12 protein-coding genes and 1 pseudogene are annotated in these 15,016 nt (G+C 53.9%); 10 read left to right on the plus strand and 3 right to left on the minus strand.

Annotated elements, in window-relative coordinates; translation table 11 throughout:
• The 9 genes and pseudogenes from DXD49_RS03595 to DXD49_RS03635 all read left to right on the plus strand — a co-directional run.
• Window positions 1-195 (plus strand): annotated as a pseudogene (locus DXD49_RS03595) (GDP-mannose 4,6-dehydratase); the annotation flags it as partial.
• Window positions 196-207: 12 nt separating this feature from the next.
• A complete protein-coding gene (locus DXD49_RS03600) occupies window positions 208-1,683 on the plus strand; it encodes a sugar nucleotide-binding protein (RefSeq protein WP_117794225.1) in 1,476 nt (491 codons plus the stop codon).
• Entirely contained in the window at window positions 1,683-2,264 is a 582-nt protein-coding gene (locus DXD49_RS10010) for a DapH/DapD/GlmU-related protein (RefSeq protein ID WP_117794226.1), read from the plus strand. The genes DXD49_RS03600 and DXD49_RS10010 overlap by 1 nt, the downstream gene beginning before the upstream one ends.
• Complete coding sequence (locus tag DXD49_RS03610; RefSeq protein WP_117794227.1) at window positions 2,251-3,246, plus strand: glycosyltransferase family 2 protein; 996 nt, start codon at window positions 2,251-2,253, stop codon at window positions 3,244-3,246. Before DXD49_RS10010 ends, DXD49_RS03610 begins: the two co-directional genes overlap by 14 nt.
• Window positions 3,243-4,496, plus strand: coding sequence for a hypothetical protein (locus DXD49_RS03615; protein ID WP_117635098.1), 1,254 nt, complete (start codon window positions 3,243-3,245; stop codon window positions 4,494-4,496). The genes DXD49_RS03610 and DXD49_RS03615 overlap by 4 nt, the downstream gene beginning before the upstream one ends.
• Window positions 4,497-4,498: 2 nt before the next feature.
• Window positions 4,499-5,758, plus strand: coding sequence for an oligosaccharide flippase family protein (locus DXD49_RS03620; protein WP_158564852.1), 1,260 nt, complete (start codon window positions 4,499-4,501; stop codon window positions 5,756-5,758).
• A gap of 10 nt (window positions 5,759-5,768) precedes the next feature.
• The gene (locus tag DXD49_RS03625; RefSeq protein ID WP_117794229.1) at window positions 5,769-6,863 is read left to right on the plus strand and encodes a polysaccharide pyruvyl transferase family protein; all 1,095 of its coding nucleotides are present in this window, start codon (window positions 5,769-5,771) and stop codon (window positions 6,861-6,863) included.
• Between the two features lie 8 nt (window positions 6,864-6,871).
• On the plus strand, window positions 6,872-7,900 hold the full coding sequence (locus DXD49_RS03630; RefSeq protein WP_117635101.1) for a glycosyltransferase: 1,029 nt from the start codon (window positions 6,872-6,874) through the stop codon (window positions 7,898-7,900).
• 4 nt (window positions 7,901-7,904) lie between these two features.
• Window positions 7,905-8,744, plus strand: a complete 840-nt coding sequence (locus DXD49_RS03635; RefSeq protein ID WP_158557597.1) for an SDR family NAD(P)-dependent oxidoreductase — start codon at window positions 7,905-7,907, stop codon at window positions 8,742-8,744.
• Window positions 8,745-8,779: 35 nt separating this feature from the next.
• Here the strand turns inward: DXD49_RS03635 and DXD49_RS03640 are convergent, their stop codons facing one another.
• Both DXD49_RS03640 and DXD49_RS03645 read right to left on the minus strand, forming a co-directional pair.
• Window positions 8,780-11,365: a transglutaminase domain-containing protein gene (locus DXD49_RS03640; RefSeq protein WP_117794231.1), complete on the minus strand. Its 2,586-nt coding sequence runs from the start codon at window positions 11,363-11,365 to the stop codon at window positions 8,780-8,782.
• A 194-nt stretch (window positions 11,366-11,559) separates the two neighbouring features.
• A complete protein-coding gene (locus DXD49_RS03645; protein ID WP_117794232.1) occupies window positions 11,560-12,231 on the minus strand; it encodes a hypothetical protein in 672 nt (223 codons plus the stop codon).
• 862 nt (window positions 12,232-13,093) lie between these two features.
• Here DXD49_RS03645 and DXD49_RS03650 point away from each other — a divergent pair.
• Complete coding sequence (locus tag DXD49_RS03650) at window positions 13,094-13,978, plus strand: DUF4238 domain-containing protein (RefSeq protein WP_117794233.1); 885 nt, start codon at window positions 13,094-13,096, stop codon at window positions 13,976-13,978.
• Between the two features lie 102 nt (window positions 13,979-14,080).
• Here DXD49_RS03650 and DXD49_RS03655 read toward each other — a convergent pair whose 3' ends face one another.
• Window positions 14,081-14,749, minus strand: a complete 669-nt coding sequence (locus DXD49_RS03655) for a hypothetical protein (RefSeq protein WP_147347828.1) — start codon at window positions 14,747-14,749, stop codon at window positions 14,081-14,083.
• Window positions 14,750-15,016 lie beyond the last annotated feature (267 nt).

Genomic DNA, 15,016 nt, shown 5'->3' on the forward strand with positions numbered 1-15,016 from the left:
GCCGACCGCCCCGGCCACGACCGCCGCTACGCCATCGACTCGACCAAGCTCCAGCGCGAGCTCGGCTGGAGGCCGGCCCACACCGACTTCGCCGAGGGCCTGAAGCAGACGATCGACTGGTACGTCGCCAACGAGTCCTGGTGGCGCCCGGCCAAGGAGGCCACCGAGGCCCGCTACCGCGCGCAGGGCCAGTAGGAGGGGAGAGACATGGCAGACATCGCATTCGAGAAGGACCTCTCCGTCGCCGAGACCGGCATCGGGGGCCTCAAGGTCGTCGACCTGGCCGTCCACGGCGACTCGCGCGGCTGGTTCAAGGAGAACTGGCAGCGCGCCAAGATGTGCGCCCTGGGCATCCCGGACCTCCGCGTCATCCAGAACAACATCTCCTACAACGACAGCCGCGGCGTCACGCGCGGCATCCATGCCGAGCCCTGGGACAAGTTCATCTCCGTGGCCCGTGGCTCGGTCTTCGGCGCCTGGGTGGACCTGCGCGAGGGCAGCGAGACATTCGGCAAGGTGTTCACCTGCACGCTCGACCCGAGCAAGGCCATCTACGTCCCGCGCGGCGTTGGTAACTCCTTCCAGGCGCTCGAGGACGGCACCGCCTACACCTACCTGGTGGACGCCCACTGGTCCCTCGAGCTGAAGAGGACCTACACCTTCGTGAACCTCGCCGACCCCGAGCTCGCCATCGAGTGGCCGATCCCGCTCGACGAGGCCACCGTCTCCGAGGCCGACCTCAACCACCCGATGCTCGCCGACGTCGTCCCGATGGCGCCGAAGCGCACCCTCGTCACCGGCTGCAACGGCCAGCTGGGCCATGCGGTGCGTGCGCTCGCCGAGGAGCGCGGCGTGGCGAAGGACTTCGACTTCTGCGACATCGACACCTTCGACATGTCCGACCCGGAGGCCTACTCGCAGTACGACTGGTCGCTCTACGGCACCGTCATCAACTGCGGTGCCTACACGGCCGTGGATAAAGCGGAGACCCCCGAGGGCCGCGTGACCGCCTGGAAGGCCAACGCGACCGGGCCGGCGCTGCTCGCACGCACCTGCGCCGGGCACGGGATCACGCTCGTCCACGTGTCCAGCGACTACGTCTTCGACGGCACCGCCGAGGTGCATGACGAGGACGAGCCCCTCAGCCCGCTGTCCGTCTACGGCCAGACCAAGGCCGCCGGCGACATCGCCGTAGCGGGGTGCCCCAGCCACTACATCATGCGCTCCAGCTGGGTCATCGGCGAGGGCCACAACTTCGTCAAGACCATGAAGGCGCTCTCCGACCGCGTCGCCGACCCCGAGGACAAGCTGGACAAGGGCACCGTCGTGGACGACCAGCTGGGCCGCCTGACCTTCACGCGCGACATGGCCGAGGCCATCTTCCACGTACTGGGGACGCACGCCCCCTACGGGACCTATAACTGCACCGGCTCCGGCGCCGTGAAGAGCTGGGCGGACATCGCCCGCGCCGTCTTCGGGGCCGCCAACGGCAACGGCGACAGGGTCGTGCCGGTCAGCACCGCCGACTACTACGCGAACGCCGAGGGCCCCATCGCCCCGCGCCCGGTCCACTCCGCGCTCGACCTGTCCAGGCTCGAGGCCGCCGGCTTCCACATGCCCGACTGGGAAGAAGAGCTGGGGGAGTACCTCAAGACTTTCGCCATGCAGGATGGTGAAGCCTAATGTTTGGTCAATATGGTCCTTCTGAGACGTTTAAAAATGTGTGGGCGCTACTTCTCACCAAGGTGTTGTTCCCTGGTGCGAGACTTGTCCGCCGCCCCTTTTACCTTCGTGGTGGCAAGTGCCGCTTCGTTTATGGTGAGGGTTTCACCTGTGGTTATTCTTGTCGTTTCGACCTTGCTGGTGACGGCACCCCTCTAATTGTCGGCAAGAACTGCAAGATAAACGATCGAGTTCATATCTCTGCGCATGAGAGTGTCGTTATCGGAGATAACGTGCTCATGGCTTCGAATATTTTTATATCTGATAACAGTCATGGGTCCTATGGCGACGATCCCTCGTTGCCCGATATGGCGCCTGATGATCGAAAGATAGTTACTAAGCCCGTGCGCATTGGCGATAACGTGTGGATAGGCGAAGGTGCAGCGGTGATGCCCGGTGTGACCATTGGCAACGGTGTGATTATCGGTACCAATGCGGTGGTGACTCGCGACGTTCCCGACAACGTAATCGTTGCCGGGGTTCCCGCTAAACCCATTAAACGATTTGTCGGTGAGGGGTGGCTTCCCAGTGGAAAACGGTAAGACCCCAAAGGTAAGCATCGTCGTCCCCATGTATAACGTGGGCGAATGCGCCGCGGCTTGTCTTCGCTCCCTTATGGGCCAGACGTATAAAAATATAGAAATTTTGGTCGTTGATGACGGGGCGACCGACAATACGGCAGATATCTGTGTCCGTACCATTGCAGATGACGATCGCGTTAAGCTTGTGCACAAGGAGAACGGAGGCCTATCCTCCGCTCGAAACTTCGGCCTTGCCTGCGCCACAGGTGACTTCGTTACATTTGTGGACGGTGACGACGTTCTGGACGAGAGGGCTGTAGGACATATGGTTGCCCTTGCGCAGAAGACCGGTGCGCCCCTTGTCACATGTGAATATAAGAAAATTGATTCGACTGAAGACTTTGGTTGTCAAGAGATTGGTGAAGGCAAGATCGTTTCCGGCGACGAACTTCTTGGAATGTTGCTTCTGCTTAACGGTGAGTCCGGCTCTGCCTGCGCGAAGCTGTACGCTAGGGAACTATTCCCACTCCTTGCGTTTCCCGAGGGGCAACTGTTCGAGGACTTTGGCGTTGAAGCTACTGTCTTCTCTAGCGTTGATAAGGCTTGTATTTCTGGCGCAGAGCTTTATGGCTATCTTGCCCGCGAGGGTTCCATTACTACGAATAAGAAATACGAAGACAAGCACCTTGAGGGCATGGAAGCGTCTTTGTCAACTGTGAGAGACGTGGTTGATGATAGACCTGAGTTGAAAGATGCGTTTGCTTGCTTTGAGGCTTTTTGCTCTCTTCGCGTTGCGTCGAGGCTGGATTTGAATAAATGCATCGACAGGCGCAAGGCTAAGGCTTATGTCCTTAATGCGAGGAAACGCTGCAGGAAGGTCGCCGGCAACCCTCTTGCGAGCAAGACTTGGCGCTTTCGCTGCGGGCTTTTTGCATCTTCGCCAGCACTTCATAATCTTGTATACAGCCTTTACGGCAACTTGACCGGAAAGGTCGTAGGATGATGGATACACTCGAGCTTGATTTGACAAACTCGCATCGCATTGTTCCTCGCAAATCTGACGCCGGTGCATATAACAACGCCTATTTTCTCCTCGCCCTTCTATCATGCTTTCTCTTTCCTTTTGCTTCGATTTTCTTCATTATTCTTTATATTAGGTCCGAGAAGCATTCGAGTGTGGGCCTGGCGATTCTGGTTGGTCTTTGCTCTGGCGCAATTGCCTATGGGGTTAATACGACATTAATGGCTGACATTGATCGATATACCAACAGTCTGCCTATCTTTCGTGAGACATCATTTTGGGACCTCCTTTCAATCAAGGGTGTCTATTCCTCTGTGGGGTCTCATGGTTACAACCTTTTTGCTTGGATTGTTTCGAGATTTAATGATGACCATCTTCTGCGAAGCGCAGTTACAGCAACTTTTTACTCAGTCTTGGCCTTTATTGTTGACGATTATGCCGTGCTTCAGGGGTGGTCGTTTAGGAGGACTTGTGCCGCCCTTTTGATTTCAGTGGCAATCCCACCGTTTTTCAACGTTCTCTCTTATGCAAAAAGTACCCCGGCTTTTTCGTTGCTTCTGTTGGCACTCTATTTGGACTTTGGGAAGCGTACCGGGCCGGTTGTATTGATTTTGCTTTACGCCTTTGCCGCCTCTACTCATTCATCTGTTTTACCGGTGATAGCTTTAAGAGTTGTGCTGCTTTTCGTAAAAAATGAGATTGCCATTTACGGCATCAGTCTTGCATTACTTCCTTTATCAAATATGCTTTCCGCCGCCTTACCGGCCTCCTTCAGGACGATACCTGTTCTTTCTCTATTTATGAGCGCTTTGGATAAGTTTTCTGTATATAGCGAGTTCAGCGATTGGGGATGGGCCGCAGCATCTCAACATAGTGTGTTGCTTATGGGGTACCGATATTATTTTGAAGCTATCGCTGTTTTCTGCATCCTTTTGGTGTTTAGGCGTTACGACGTTTCTAAATCCGGTTTGCTTGTTTTTTCAGGCATTTGGTCTGCCCTATGCATTGCAGTTTCAGTATTTTTTGCCGCAGATGTTTTCTTTCGGTATGCGATGCCTTGCTCAACGTTGTTTGTCTTAGCTTCTTTGAGTCATAAGGATGATGCCGTAAATCTATTTATAGATATCGCACTTGCGATTATTGCGGTTATCGGTTTTGTCGTTCAGTGGGCTTATCTCGCAAGCGTCGCCGATATGTCCTGCTTTATTCTTCATGGTTTGTTCGGAGTTTAGTTTTGATTTCTCAACACAAACATTTCTACAGCAATGTCGTTTGGCAGTACGGACTGCAGATTGTTAAGTACATTTTTCCCCTCATTACGCTGCCTTATCTGACACGTGTGCTTCTGCCGGAGGGTTACGCGATCTACGCGTATGTTGTGTCGTTCATGACTTTCGCCCAGACTTTCGTCGATTTTGGCTTCAACCTTTCCGGTACTAAACGCATAGCAAAATCCGAGACTGTCGAAGAGGAGAACCTGGCTATCGGCGCTGTGACAGAGGCTCGCCTGTTGCTTGGTGTAGTGACCGGCGCTGTCGTTGTTGTTGTGGCCTGGTTCATCCCCATTACTCATTCGAACATGCTATATACCATGCTTGCATTTGTTGCTGTATTCGGTAAGGCAGTTGCTCCGGACTTTCTTTTCCAGGGACATGAAAACATGGGCCCATTGACGACTCGCTATTTTGTCTCGAAGGGTGTCTCTACTGCCTTGACGTTCGTCGTTGTCCATTCTATCGATGACATTCTGTGGATTCCTATTCTCGACATCCTTTCGAGCGTTATTGCCCTTGCCTGGTCTTTCATTTCCGCCAAGCGAATGTTCGGTACCACCATTACGTTCGTCCCCCTATGCGAGGCGCTTTCAGAGCTGAAGGTTTCCGCGCTCTATTGTTTCTCGAACATGGCCTCCGTCGTTTTTTCCGGTTTCACTACGCTTTTGATTGGTATCGTGATTACCAACAAGGCGATGATTTCCTACTGGTCCCTTGCTGTGACTGCAATTAATGCCATCCAGTCCCTTTATTCGCCAATTGTGAACAGTCTGTACCCCCATATGGTCAAGGGGGGTGACTACGGTTTTGCAAGGAAGTTGCTCCTTGTCTCTATACCCGTTCTGCTCATTGGCACCATCGCTTTCGCAGCGCTTTCCGATGTAGTTATGCTCGTGCTCGGTGGCAAGGACTATCTATCAGGTTCCTGGGTTATCGCCTGGGCTTCACCCGTACTCCTGTTTTCCTTCTATGCAACGATGGTCGGCTGGCCGATTCTTGGTGCCTCTGGCAAAGTCACTGAGGTTACCTTCACCACAGTTGGATCTGCTGTATTTTGCATTGTTTCGCTTTTGACCGTGTCTGCAATAGGAGTCGCGAGTTTGCAGGTCATTTGCATCATCCGTTGCCTTACTGAGGCAATTATGTGCGTGAGTCGCATTTGGCTCGCGCGCGGATACTTGTTTCCGTCTCGAAGTGTTACCGCCGATTGCGAAAGGTAGGGAATAAGAAATGAAAAAGTGCGTCGGTATATTGTCACGCCATGCAGTGCCGAACTACGGTTCCATTCTGCAAGCATATGCCCTTCAGGATGCGTTCGCCTCAATGGGTATCAATGCTGAGTATGTTGACTACCGCATCCCCCGGGACTTTCCTTTAGCAGATGCCATGAGGACCTCTGGCGCGCTCGGTCCGATTCGTGCGATTCCAAAAGCGATTGGTGCCCGTAAGTTCGAGGCGATGAGGAGTGATTTGTTGAAGCAGAGCCGTAGGGTTACCGACTCAGAAGAGCTCGGTAAGCTTCTTGCGGAGTACCCTGTCCTTTGTGTGGGAGGCGACCAAGTGTGGAACATCATGTCTGATGGAAACATCGAGGGCGCCTACCTTTTGGAGGGCGCATCAGACGATGCCTACAAGTTCTCCTTCTCTTCCTCCTTTGGTAAAAATGGCCTCGATCCACGCGAACGCGAACGTGCCGCCAAAGCGTTTGCGCGCTTTGATAGGCTTTCAGTGCGCGAGGAAAGTGGGCAGAAAACTCTTGAGGAAATGGGACTTGAGGCGCAAACCGTTGTCGACCCCGTGCACCTGCTCTCAAAAGAGGCCTGGTTTGATCGTGTTGAGCCTCGTGCTCCCCGCGGGGTGAATGGGAAGTACTGCCTGATCTACAACCTGCATCCAAGCGATGCATTCGACCGCTATTCTGCTGCCGCATGCAAGTCACTCGGCCTCGAGGTCGTTAGCATTCGTCCGTCGCTTCGTAAGACGATGGGGAAGAATTTGTTCTACCCGTCGCTTCATGAATTCCTTTGGCTGTTTGACAATGCTACCTGCGTGCTCACGGATTCATTCCACGGGACTGCTTTTTCGTTGCTGTTCAATACGCCCTTTGTCGATATTCTGCCTGAGCAGTATGCGGAGCGTAACAAAGCAATTCTTTCTCGCTACGGGTTGGATTCCCGCATAAGCACGGAGCTTCAGCCAGAAGAGCTTTGCCTCAACGATTTTGATTGGGCGGGCGTCAATGAGTCGCTTGCCGTCAACCGTGAGTCCTCCTCGGAGTTCCTTTGTGACACCGTTGGCGAGTTCTCCGCCCGTCTTGCTCGCTAGAATAATGAATGGAAGGTCGTATTTTGAGTCAGCCATCTGTTTCCATCATCGTCGCTGTTTACAAATCTGAACAATTTCTGCCGAAGCTTCTTCATTCCTTTGAGGTTCAAACCCATAAGAATCTCCAGATTATTCTCGTTGACGATGGTTCTCCCGATGACAGCGGTCGCATCTGCGATGACTATGCTACACGTGACCCTAGGGCTATTGTTATTCACAAGCCTAATGGCGGCACTTGCTCCGCTAGGAATGCGGGACTTGGTGTCGCGACGGGTGACTATCTCATGATTGTGGACGGTGACGACTGGCTGGAGCCCGATTGTGTCGAATATTTGGTCGACTTGGCAGAGAGCACCGGCTCCGACATGTCCTACTCGGTGAATCTCTTTACAACGCGCGATAGGGAGCAGATTGTTGAGGATGTCCGAGAGACCTGGTCGGCAGAGCGCGCTACCTCTGCCATCATCTATCCCTTTATGCGACTAGGGCCTTGGAATAAGTTGTACAAACGTTCCGTAGTTGTCGACAACAATATTTCGTTTTCCGTTCCTTGGTTCGGCGAGGGTCTGTACTTTGCTACCGAGGTTGCACAGCACTCTAATCATGTGGGCGTCGGTAGACGTAAGGTCTACAACTACCGTCTGAATAACATGGGTAGCGGTCTTACCAACTACAACGTTCAAAATGGCAAGAACGCCCTTGGAAATATTAAATTCATTAAAGAGAACTTGACTCTGGACACTCCGATGGTTCGCCACGCATGCGATTGGCATATCTGGCGAAACTACGAGTTCCTACTCACTCAGATAATAGGTGCGGATGAAATGGACTCCGAAGGTGAACTCGTGAAAGAATGTACGGCGTACGTTAGGAAGAACTGGCTGTCCGTGTTCAAGAACAGCGAGGTCGGCCGTTCCGAGAAAGTAAAGATTGCATGCTGCGGCATGGCACCCGTGCTTTACGCGAAGCTGGTCATAGATCGAAATCGGAAGGGGCTCGAGGCCGATAAAGGCAAGTTTATGGATGTCGAGGAGTAGGTGCATGGCGAATTTAAAGCACGCAATCAAGCAGGGCATCGTCGCTCTCAAAGCCAAGAATATACAGCCTGTGATGCAGACCGTCGGCGATGAATGCTTGCTCAAGGGGAAGACCGCCCTCGTAGTGGGAGGCTCAGGCGGAATCGGCAAGGCGGTCGCCAAGGCGTTCCTGAAGAACGGCGCGAATGTTGTCATCGCCGGCACTAGGCGCGCGAAGGTCGACAAGGTGGTGTTAGAGCTTGGCGGGAATTGCGCCGGGGTTGTTGTCGACCTTGCCGAGCCAGAGACCTTTTCGAAAGTCATCGACGAGGCGGTGGCATTCTACGGCCCCATCAATATCCTAGTCAATTCTGCCGGCGTTCACACCGAGGACGTCTCCATGGGCGGGTTTCTCGATTTTTCAGTTGAGGAATACGATCGTATCTTGGACATCAACCTGCGCGGCGTCTACTTCATGGTGCAGTCTGTTGCAAAGCGCATGATTTCCGATAAGGTCAGCAATGGGCATATCCTTATCGTCTCATCCTCGGCCGGCAACGAGCCCGCATGGTCTCCCTACCGCGTGTCGAAGTGGGGTCTGAAGGGCATCACTGAGGGCATGGCATCCGCCCTGGTTCCTCATGGCATTGTAGTCAACGCGATTGCGCCCGGCAGTACGGCGACTCCTCTTCTTGGCGTCGAGAAGGGCGACAGCATCTCCGCTGAGGACAACAGGCTTGGCAGGTTCGCCATGCCCGAGGAGATCGCAGAGTTCGCCGTGATGTTGGCCAGCCCCATGGGCGACATGGTCGTTGGCGATACTTTGTACGTCTCCGGTGGCCGTGGGGTCTGTGATATCCGGTAGCGGCTTTGCGGGCGCTTCAAAGTATGAGATCTCCTTTACCGTAGAAGCAGCCTGGCTGCCTCGGAGGCTTGCGTCGAACCGTCTTCGAGGGAGACTAAGCATCGAAACAGCCTCTTTGCCAAGCCTTCGGTTGCAATGAAACTTATGGTGCAACTTTTCGAGGTGACACCTCCGATTGCGGTGTTGTACCAGGTCCTGCCTCCGTTGTCAGAACATTGCCATTGAAATGCGGCCGCGTGCTCAGCGTCGATTGAGAACGAGGCCTCAATTCCTGCGCTCGTTGCGCAATCTTTCGGCTGCGTGGTGATCCTCTCTTTATTCGACAATAACGAGAGTTTGGCGTTTTGAGTCGCAGCTGTTGTTCCATCCTGGAAGGTGACAACGCACCTGTAGAGACGTTTCGCAAGTGCGGCACTGGCGGTGAACCGCAGCGTAGGCAGCTTTGAGGCGGCATTGCCAATCCCGGTGTCGTACCAGCCCTTCCCATCATTGTCGGAACATTGCCACTGGTACGAGATGGCACCTAGGGCTCGCACGGAGAAAGACACTTCGGATCCAGTCGAGGCGGCCGTGTCTCGCGGTTGCCCGGTTATTTGGTTAGCGCTTAGTTTTAGTTGCGCAGTGTTTGAAGCCGAGCTAGTCCCATCAGGGAAGAATGCCAAGCATCTATAGCGGCGTTTTGACAATCCCGTACTTGCAGTGAACTCGATTCTCGCCTGCGTGGAAGTCTCACCTCCGATCCCCGTGTTGTACCATGATCTGCACTCATTGTCGGAGCATTGCCACTGGAACGAAGTAGCCCGCTCTGCTTCGATGGCGAAGAACGCTGTTGACCCTGCGGCAGTTGTGCAGTCTTCGGGCTGGGAGCTGATGGCGTATCGGGCGACAAGGACGAGGCGTGCGGGCTCGCTTGCGAGGGTGCTGCTGTTCGGGAACGAGACTAGGCAGCGGTAGAGCCTCTTCGCGAGCTGGGCATTGGATGCAAACCTCAGGGTTTTCTGCCTGGAAGTTTCGCCGCCTATACCCGTGTTGTACCAACTTGAACCTCCGTTGTCGGAGCATTGCCATTGGAACGATGTCGCGCTTGGTGCCGTTACGGTGAATTCGGCTTGGGCTCCGTTGTATACTTCACAGTCCTTCGGCATGGTTGTTATGGCGTACGTGGTCTCATAGCTTGCTGTGAGGTCGTACTTGGCGCTCCATTTGCTGTTCGATTCTTTTGTGACGCTAGATGCCGCAGTAAGCTCAACCTTGGCGCCACCGGTCTTCCACTCCCTCTGATTCATCGCATAAGCAACAATCCCATTCTGAATCCCCGAGATGCTCGGCGGGAACGACTGGTTATCAGCGTCAATGGAAAAACTCTCTTCTTTGGCATCCAGATGCTCCTGAATGCGGTCGGCATACTTCTCTGCCCATTCGTCTGCCTTGCCATTTCGCACAAAGTAATTGTTGGAAAGGTCGGTCGAGCGGTAGGCGTAGCCGTCCTTCTGGTAGTTAGCCGTGTGGTCGGAGTGGGCGATTGCCATGAGCTCGTCGGTCAGGCCAAAGTACAGATGGCGCTGGTCCAGGTCTCCGTACCAGTTGTCGCTGGTGTCGTCCCAGGTTAGGTCCATCTGGCACCATTTGCCGTCGATCTTTACGGCGTTCCAGGTGTGGCCGTTGCCGGTGATGCGGCCGTTGGCGATGCCCGCGGCGTTAAGGAGCTTGGAGTAGATTCGCTGGTAGCTCTCGCAGGTGCCCTGGTGGCGCGTGAGGCCGCTTTCGGCCGAGCACCAGTTGAGGCTGTGGTCGTACTCCAGCCGGTCGAGCGTCCAGTCGTGGAGCCACAGCGCCATGTCGTATTCCGAGCCGGAGGTTTCCTGCCGGCACTGGGCCACGGCGTTCGTGATTATCTGATCAATCGAGGGATGTGCATCGTCTGAGACCTCAGCTTCGGCGGCTACGCGAAGGCTCCAGACGCTGCTCTGTGCGTCCTGTAGGTAGAAGCGGTAGTAGTAGCGTCCGCTGGCCGTCATGGTGAACTCGTAGTCGCAACCTGTATCGGAGCTGGTCCACGTCATCCACTGGCCACGGGAGGTATCGGCAACCATTTCGCCGAAATAGCCCTCGCCTGGGTTCATGTAGAAAGGCGCGTCCATACGAAACTTGTACGCGCCCGAGCCGCCCGTGGCGCTCAGGTGGAATCTGGTGGGCTCGCCTGCGGCGGCATCGTCCCAACTGAGGGTGAGCGTGACGCCGTTTTGATTGGCGGTAACATTATGGGCATAGCCCGTTTCTGCCGCTGTGGTGATCGCCTCGGGCGTGCTGTTGGCTTGGGCGCGGAGGGATGGTTGGGGATTGGGGGTTGCTGGGGTGGGCGTGTCGGTCGCGTTGGTCGCGTCGACGGGGGTGTCGCTGTTGCCCTGCGTATCTGATGTGGGGTCACTTGAGTCGGTGGCGTTTGAGCTTGTGGTTTCTTCGATCTTGTCGGTGTCGCTGGTTGCGGTATCGGTTTGTGGCTGTTGCTCGGCTGTTGCTTGAGACTGCATGGCTTCTGCTATGGCCGCCATGGGCATCGTCGCGCCGACCATGGACGTGCACGCGATCGCGCAGAGCAGGTAGTAAAGGGGTCGTTTCATAGCGGAGCCTCTCGGTGAGCAGCCAATAGGGTCCGAAGGCAGCTCCAGGCCAGCACTTCGCACATATTTTGTTGGGTTTATTTTACGGGAATACTAGTCAACATCAGCGAACTTTTTGGGGGATGTTGGGGAGGGGGAGGGGCGGTGGCTTTCTGTTTTCCCATCTGGCGGCTATGCGGCATGCGTTGGGTTGTCTATGCGTGCTGCGGAAGCTTCAGTGCGAGTCTGTGTTGTTCCTCCGTGAGGCTCGACACGGGCGTCTTCCAAGAAAAGCCTGTGAGTTGGCTACCCAGATCCAGCTCTGCGTGGCCATATTCTTCGATTTTGCATCCAGGGTGCTTGGTATCGGGCCTCAGGCGGCACTCGACCGGGTTCGACCCGATGATTCGATATTCCTGCTGGTAAGCGTACTTGGGCGTTTTGATAAGTAGGTTGCAGATCGTGCCTTGGAAAATTTCCTCGATCCGCTTTGGTCCGGGGATGCCATAGGAGATGGCGCCGTGGGTGTATACCTCCTCGCCGCCGGTGGTGTGGCTGTCTATAAGGCGCGCGAAGCTGTCGTACCGCAGGATGCCGATCCATCCGTCTGCACATCCGAACTCCCGGATCATGCGCTTCGGGATTTGGACAGAACCGTCGACGATGTCGTTCTCGCGGACCGTGTACATGCAGTAGATGGGCAGACGGTAATTGCCGTAGATGCATGCCGGGAGGACCATGGACGCCTCGAGCGGATCGCCCTGTTCGCCAGGCAGGCCATGATAGTAGCCGGCTGCATTCATATAGAGATGTCCGTTCAGCAGGTCGTCGATGTACACCTCCTTGGATGCGAACTTTAGTAGGTAGGCGATGTTGTTGTTGGACATGGTGTTTCCTTTCTTGGGTAGTGATGCTCTGGGTCGCTTTGTGTGTCCGGGTTGCTTGCTACCAAGGTAAGGGTGTCAGGCGGGGCCCTCGTGCGGGAATGGTGCGCGCCTGGCGCTTGCTGGGGTTGTGATCGCCCTCGGCGCCGGGGTTGCATGTCTGTGGAGCGTTCCGGGGGCTGTTTCCGGGCAGGGGAGTGTCGGCTGCTGTCAGCTAATAACGAAATTGGGTCGAGCCCACAGTTGAGGCTGTCCTGCGCAACCTCAGCGGGGCTAAGTTCCCCAGACGCGTGTTGGGAGTGGTGCCGTGTGATTGGGCCTCGCTGTAGTGCCAACCGTTGCGGGTATTGATGTGGGGTCTCTGCCAAAGAGATTCATATTCGTTCTGGTTTGCCTGATGTATGAGGCTCAAGTGGTCCAGGTACTCGTGTAGTGTTTTGTAGGTATGACCGAATTAGCTGAAACAAAGGCCGAACCGTCCTCATCTAGACTCCGAGTCTCGGTTTTCAAGGGCCGACCCCGGATGATGCGGTATCTCTGCGAGTTGACGTATCCGGTCGTTTTGACAAAAGCCGATACGATTTGCCAAGGAATGGATTGCCAATCAGGCTCTTAGTTGGGGCGTAGCGTTCCCTTATCGCATAGATGAAGTAAATTGGAAACTGGCAATAGCCGAAGGTGACCGTGCTGCTCACCAAGTATTTTCCCTGCGGGTTGCTTTTAATCGCATATTGCGGCGCGTTGCCATCTTCGGCCTGTCGGCATAACGGTTGCCGGGTTTTGGGCTATTGTTTTCCATGATTTTTACGTTGACCTTCTTCCTGGTGTTTCGGCAGGGGTAAGGACGCTTTGTAGGGGCGATTATATGTCTGATGTTAAGAAACAGCACTACGTGCCGCGTTTTTATCTGAAGTCGTTTACTAATCAAGATGGTTTTCTTTATGCGGTAAAGTGTGAGCCAAGTGGTTTGGGTCGCATATTTCAAACTAAACCGGAAGGCATTTGTTTCGAGAAGTACCTTCATGAGGTGAAGAGACGGACCCCAATAGATGGGGAACGATTTATTGAACAGGGGTCTGCTGAAAAGGCATTAAGCAAGATGGAGAATGACCTTGCGTACGATTACAGACTGCTTATAGAGCATTTGGATGCCGGCGGGTTTTCTGACACTGATGAGACCTGTGAGCTGCTCGAACGTCTTATACTTCTTATTTCGTTATTACTAGTAAGGAGCCCAAAATATCTCAAGAGGGTAAGAAGTAATGCTGCATCCTACGCGGTTGAGTTGGAAGCAGAAGGATTCCTTACTGAAGTTGATCGAAAAGAGATGGGCGCCGAGGGTTTTGGCGAGGAGTTTGAATCGATTGTAGAGCTTGCTATTCAGGATGCTGCCTTGTTTAAGTTCTGTGAGGGTGCCCCGCTTCATTCGCTGGTTTCTTTGATGCTTAGAATGGATTGCGGCTTTTTCGTGGCGCCTGAGGGGTCAGAGTTTATAACCTCGTCGTTGCCCATCTTCCCTGAGTGGTTGGACATTCAGGAAAGCGATCCCTACAGCATCTACTTTCCGTTGAGCCCTCGATATGGAGTGGTTTTAAAGCAGAAATCAGAGAATGACCGCTTGGTGAGTATTTCTCACATTGATGGCTCCGCAGTCGATGTGTTCAATCGCGCGCTTATGTATGGAAATGACTCCTGGGATTTCCTTATCGCAAGAGACCGCGAGTGCTTTGAGTTGCTTGTGAAGGAATGACGGGCCGCGCGATCTTTGCCACACGGCCCACTTTGATTGCATTGTGAATGGTGTTGCAGGCGCGGAGGTGCAGGGTCCCTGATTTAAGCGGCAGCTCTTGCCTCAGCTCAATTCCGCTCGTATCACTTCCCGCCGTGCGTTATCGGCAGTTCGGAACTGGTCGTAACTTCCGTATTCAAGGGATTTGTATAAGGATGCATCGATGTCGAACACGTAATTGTGTCCTGGCACCGAGACTGTGACGGATGCGAAGCGCCGCGAGTAATCGCGGGATTGTATTTCCATTTTCAAGAGTGCTTCGCGAAGCATTTCCTCGTCAGCAAGAATAGTTGACCTGACAAACAGCTCATTTCTTCTAAAGATTTCATAATCGTCGGAGTTGAGTCTCTCCAGTTTTTTGTTAAGGGCTTTATAAACCAGCTCGAACGAATCAGTGCCCCTTGGACCAATCAGTATTCCACCTTCATAATGCGCACCGCATTGTTCGATTCGTTCGATTTGGCGTTGTTTCCAAGATTGGTTATCGATGTATGCGAGCCTGGAATAGAGGGATTCAGCTTCCCTGCTTTTTCGTGATTGGGCATCTGTTACCTCGATGCCTAGAGACCGTGTCCTATCGATCAGATCTGGCTTGTCACTGTAAGTCAGATTTCCATATTTGTTGCTATCGATAAACTGCAGAACGTGTCTTGCACAGCATTCCCAGATATCGATCTTGGTTCTATCTGGGAGTGGCTTGCCGTAATATACGCTATCGATGTGACTGTCCAAACCGCTCACCTCTGTTATTCGAATTCCTGGCTTTATGTTTTCCTTAATGAGGTTCTAGAGAATCTGTATCCATTCTTTCCGTTTCACTGCGGATCTAATCGATTTGGCGAAGAGATATAACTCAGGGGTCAACTTGTTTGAGCTGCGTGATGCTTTCAATCGTGTCTTCAAGGTTGTGGGGGCGAAGCTTGGGTACGCATGTCGTAAATACACCGGCGCAAGCTGCGAATGTTTTTGGAATCTCTGATTCTTGGACGTAGGTTGCCT

This window comes from Collinsella sp. TM05-38 (assembly GCF_003466445.1).
Lineage (GTDB): Bacteria > Actinomycetota > Coriobacteriia > Coriobacteriales > Coriobacteriaceae > Collinsella.

Bases quoted from the DNA above. Each gene is read 5' to 3' on its own strand.
- DXD49_RS03625 (WP_117794229.1), top strand. From the start codon at position 5,769: ATGAAAAAGTGCGTCGGTATATTGTCACGCCATGCAGTGCCGAACTAC.
- DXD49_RS10010 (WP_117794226.1), top strand. From the start codon at position 1,683: ATGTTTGGTCAATATGGTCCTTCTGAGACGTTTAAAAATGTGTGGGCG.
- DXD49_RS03615 (WP_117635098.1), top strand. From the start codon at position 3,243: ATGATGGATACACTCGAGCTTGATTTGACAAACTCGCATCGCATTGTT.
- DXD49_RS03635 (WP_158557597.1), top strand. From the start codon at position 7,905: ATGGCGAATTTAAAGCACGCAATCAAGCAGGGCATCGTCGCTCTCAAA.
- DXD49_RS03650 (WP_117794233.1), top strand. From the start codon at position 13,094: ATGTCTGATGTTAAGAAACAGCACTACGTGCCGCGTTTTTATCTGAAG.
- DXD49_RS03640 (WP_117794231.1), bottom strand. From the start codon at position 11,365: ATGAAACGACCCCTTTACTACCTGCTCTGCGCGATCGCGTGCACGTCC.
- DXD49_RS03645 (WP_117794232.1), bottom strand. From the start codon at position 12,231: ATGTCCAACAACAACATCGCCTACCTACTAAAGTTCGCATCCAAGGAG.
- DXD49_RS03630 (WP_117635101.1), top strand. From the start codon at position 6,872: ATGGAAGGTCGTATTTTGAGTCAGCCATCTGTTTCCATCATCGTCGCT.
- DXD49_RS03600 (WP_117794225.1), top strand. From the start codon at position 208: ATGGCAGACATCGCATTCGAGAAGGACCTCTCCGTCGCCGAGACCGGC.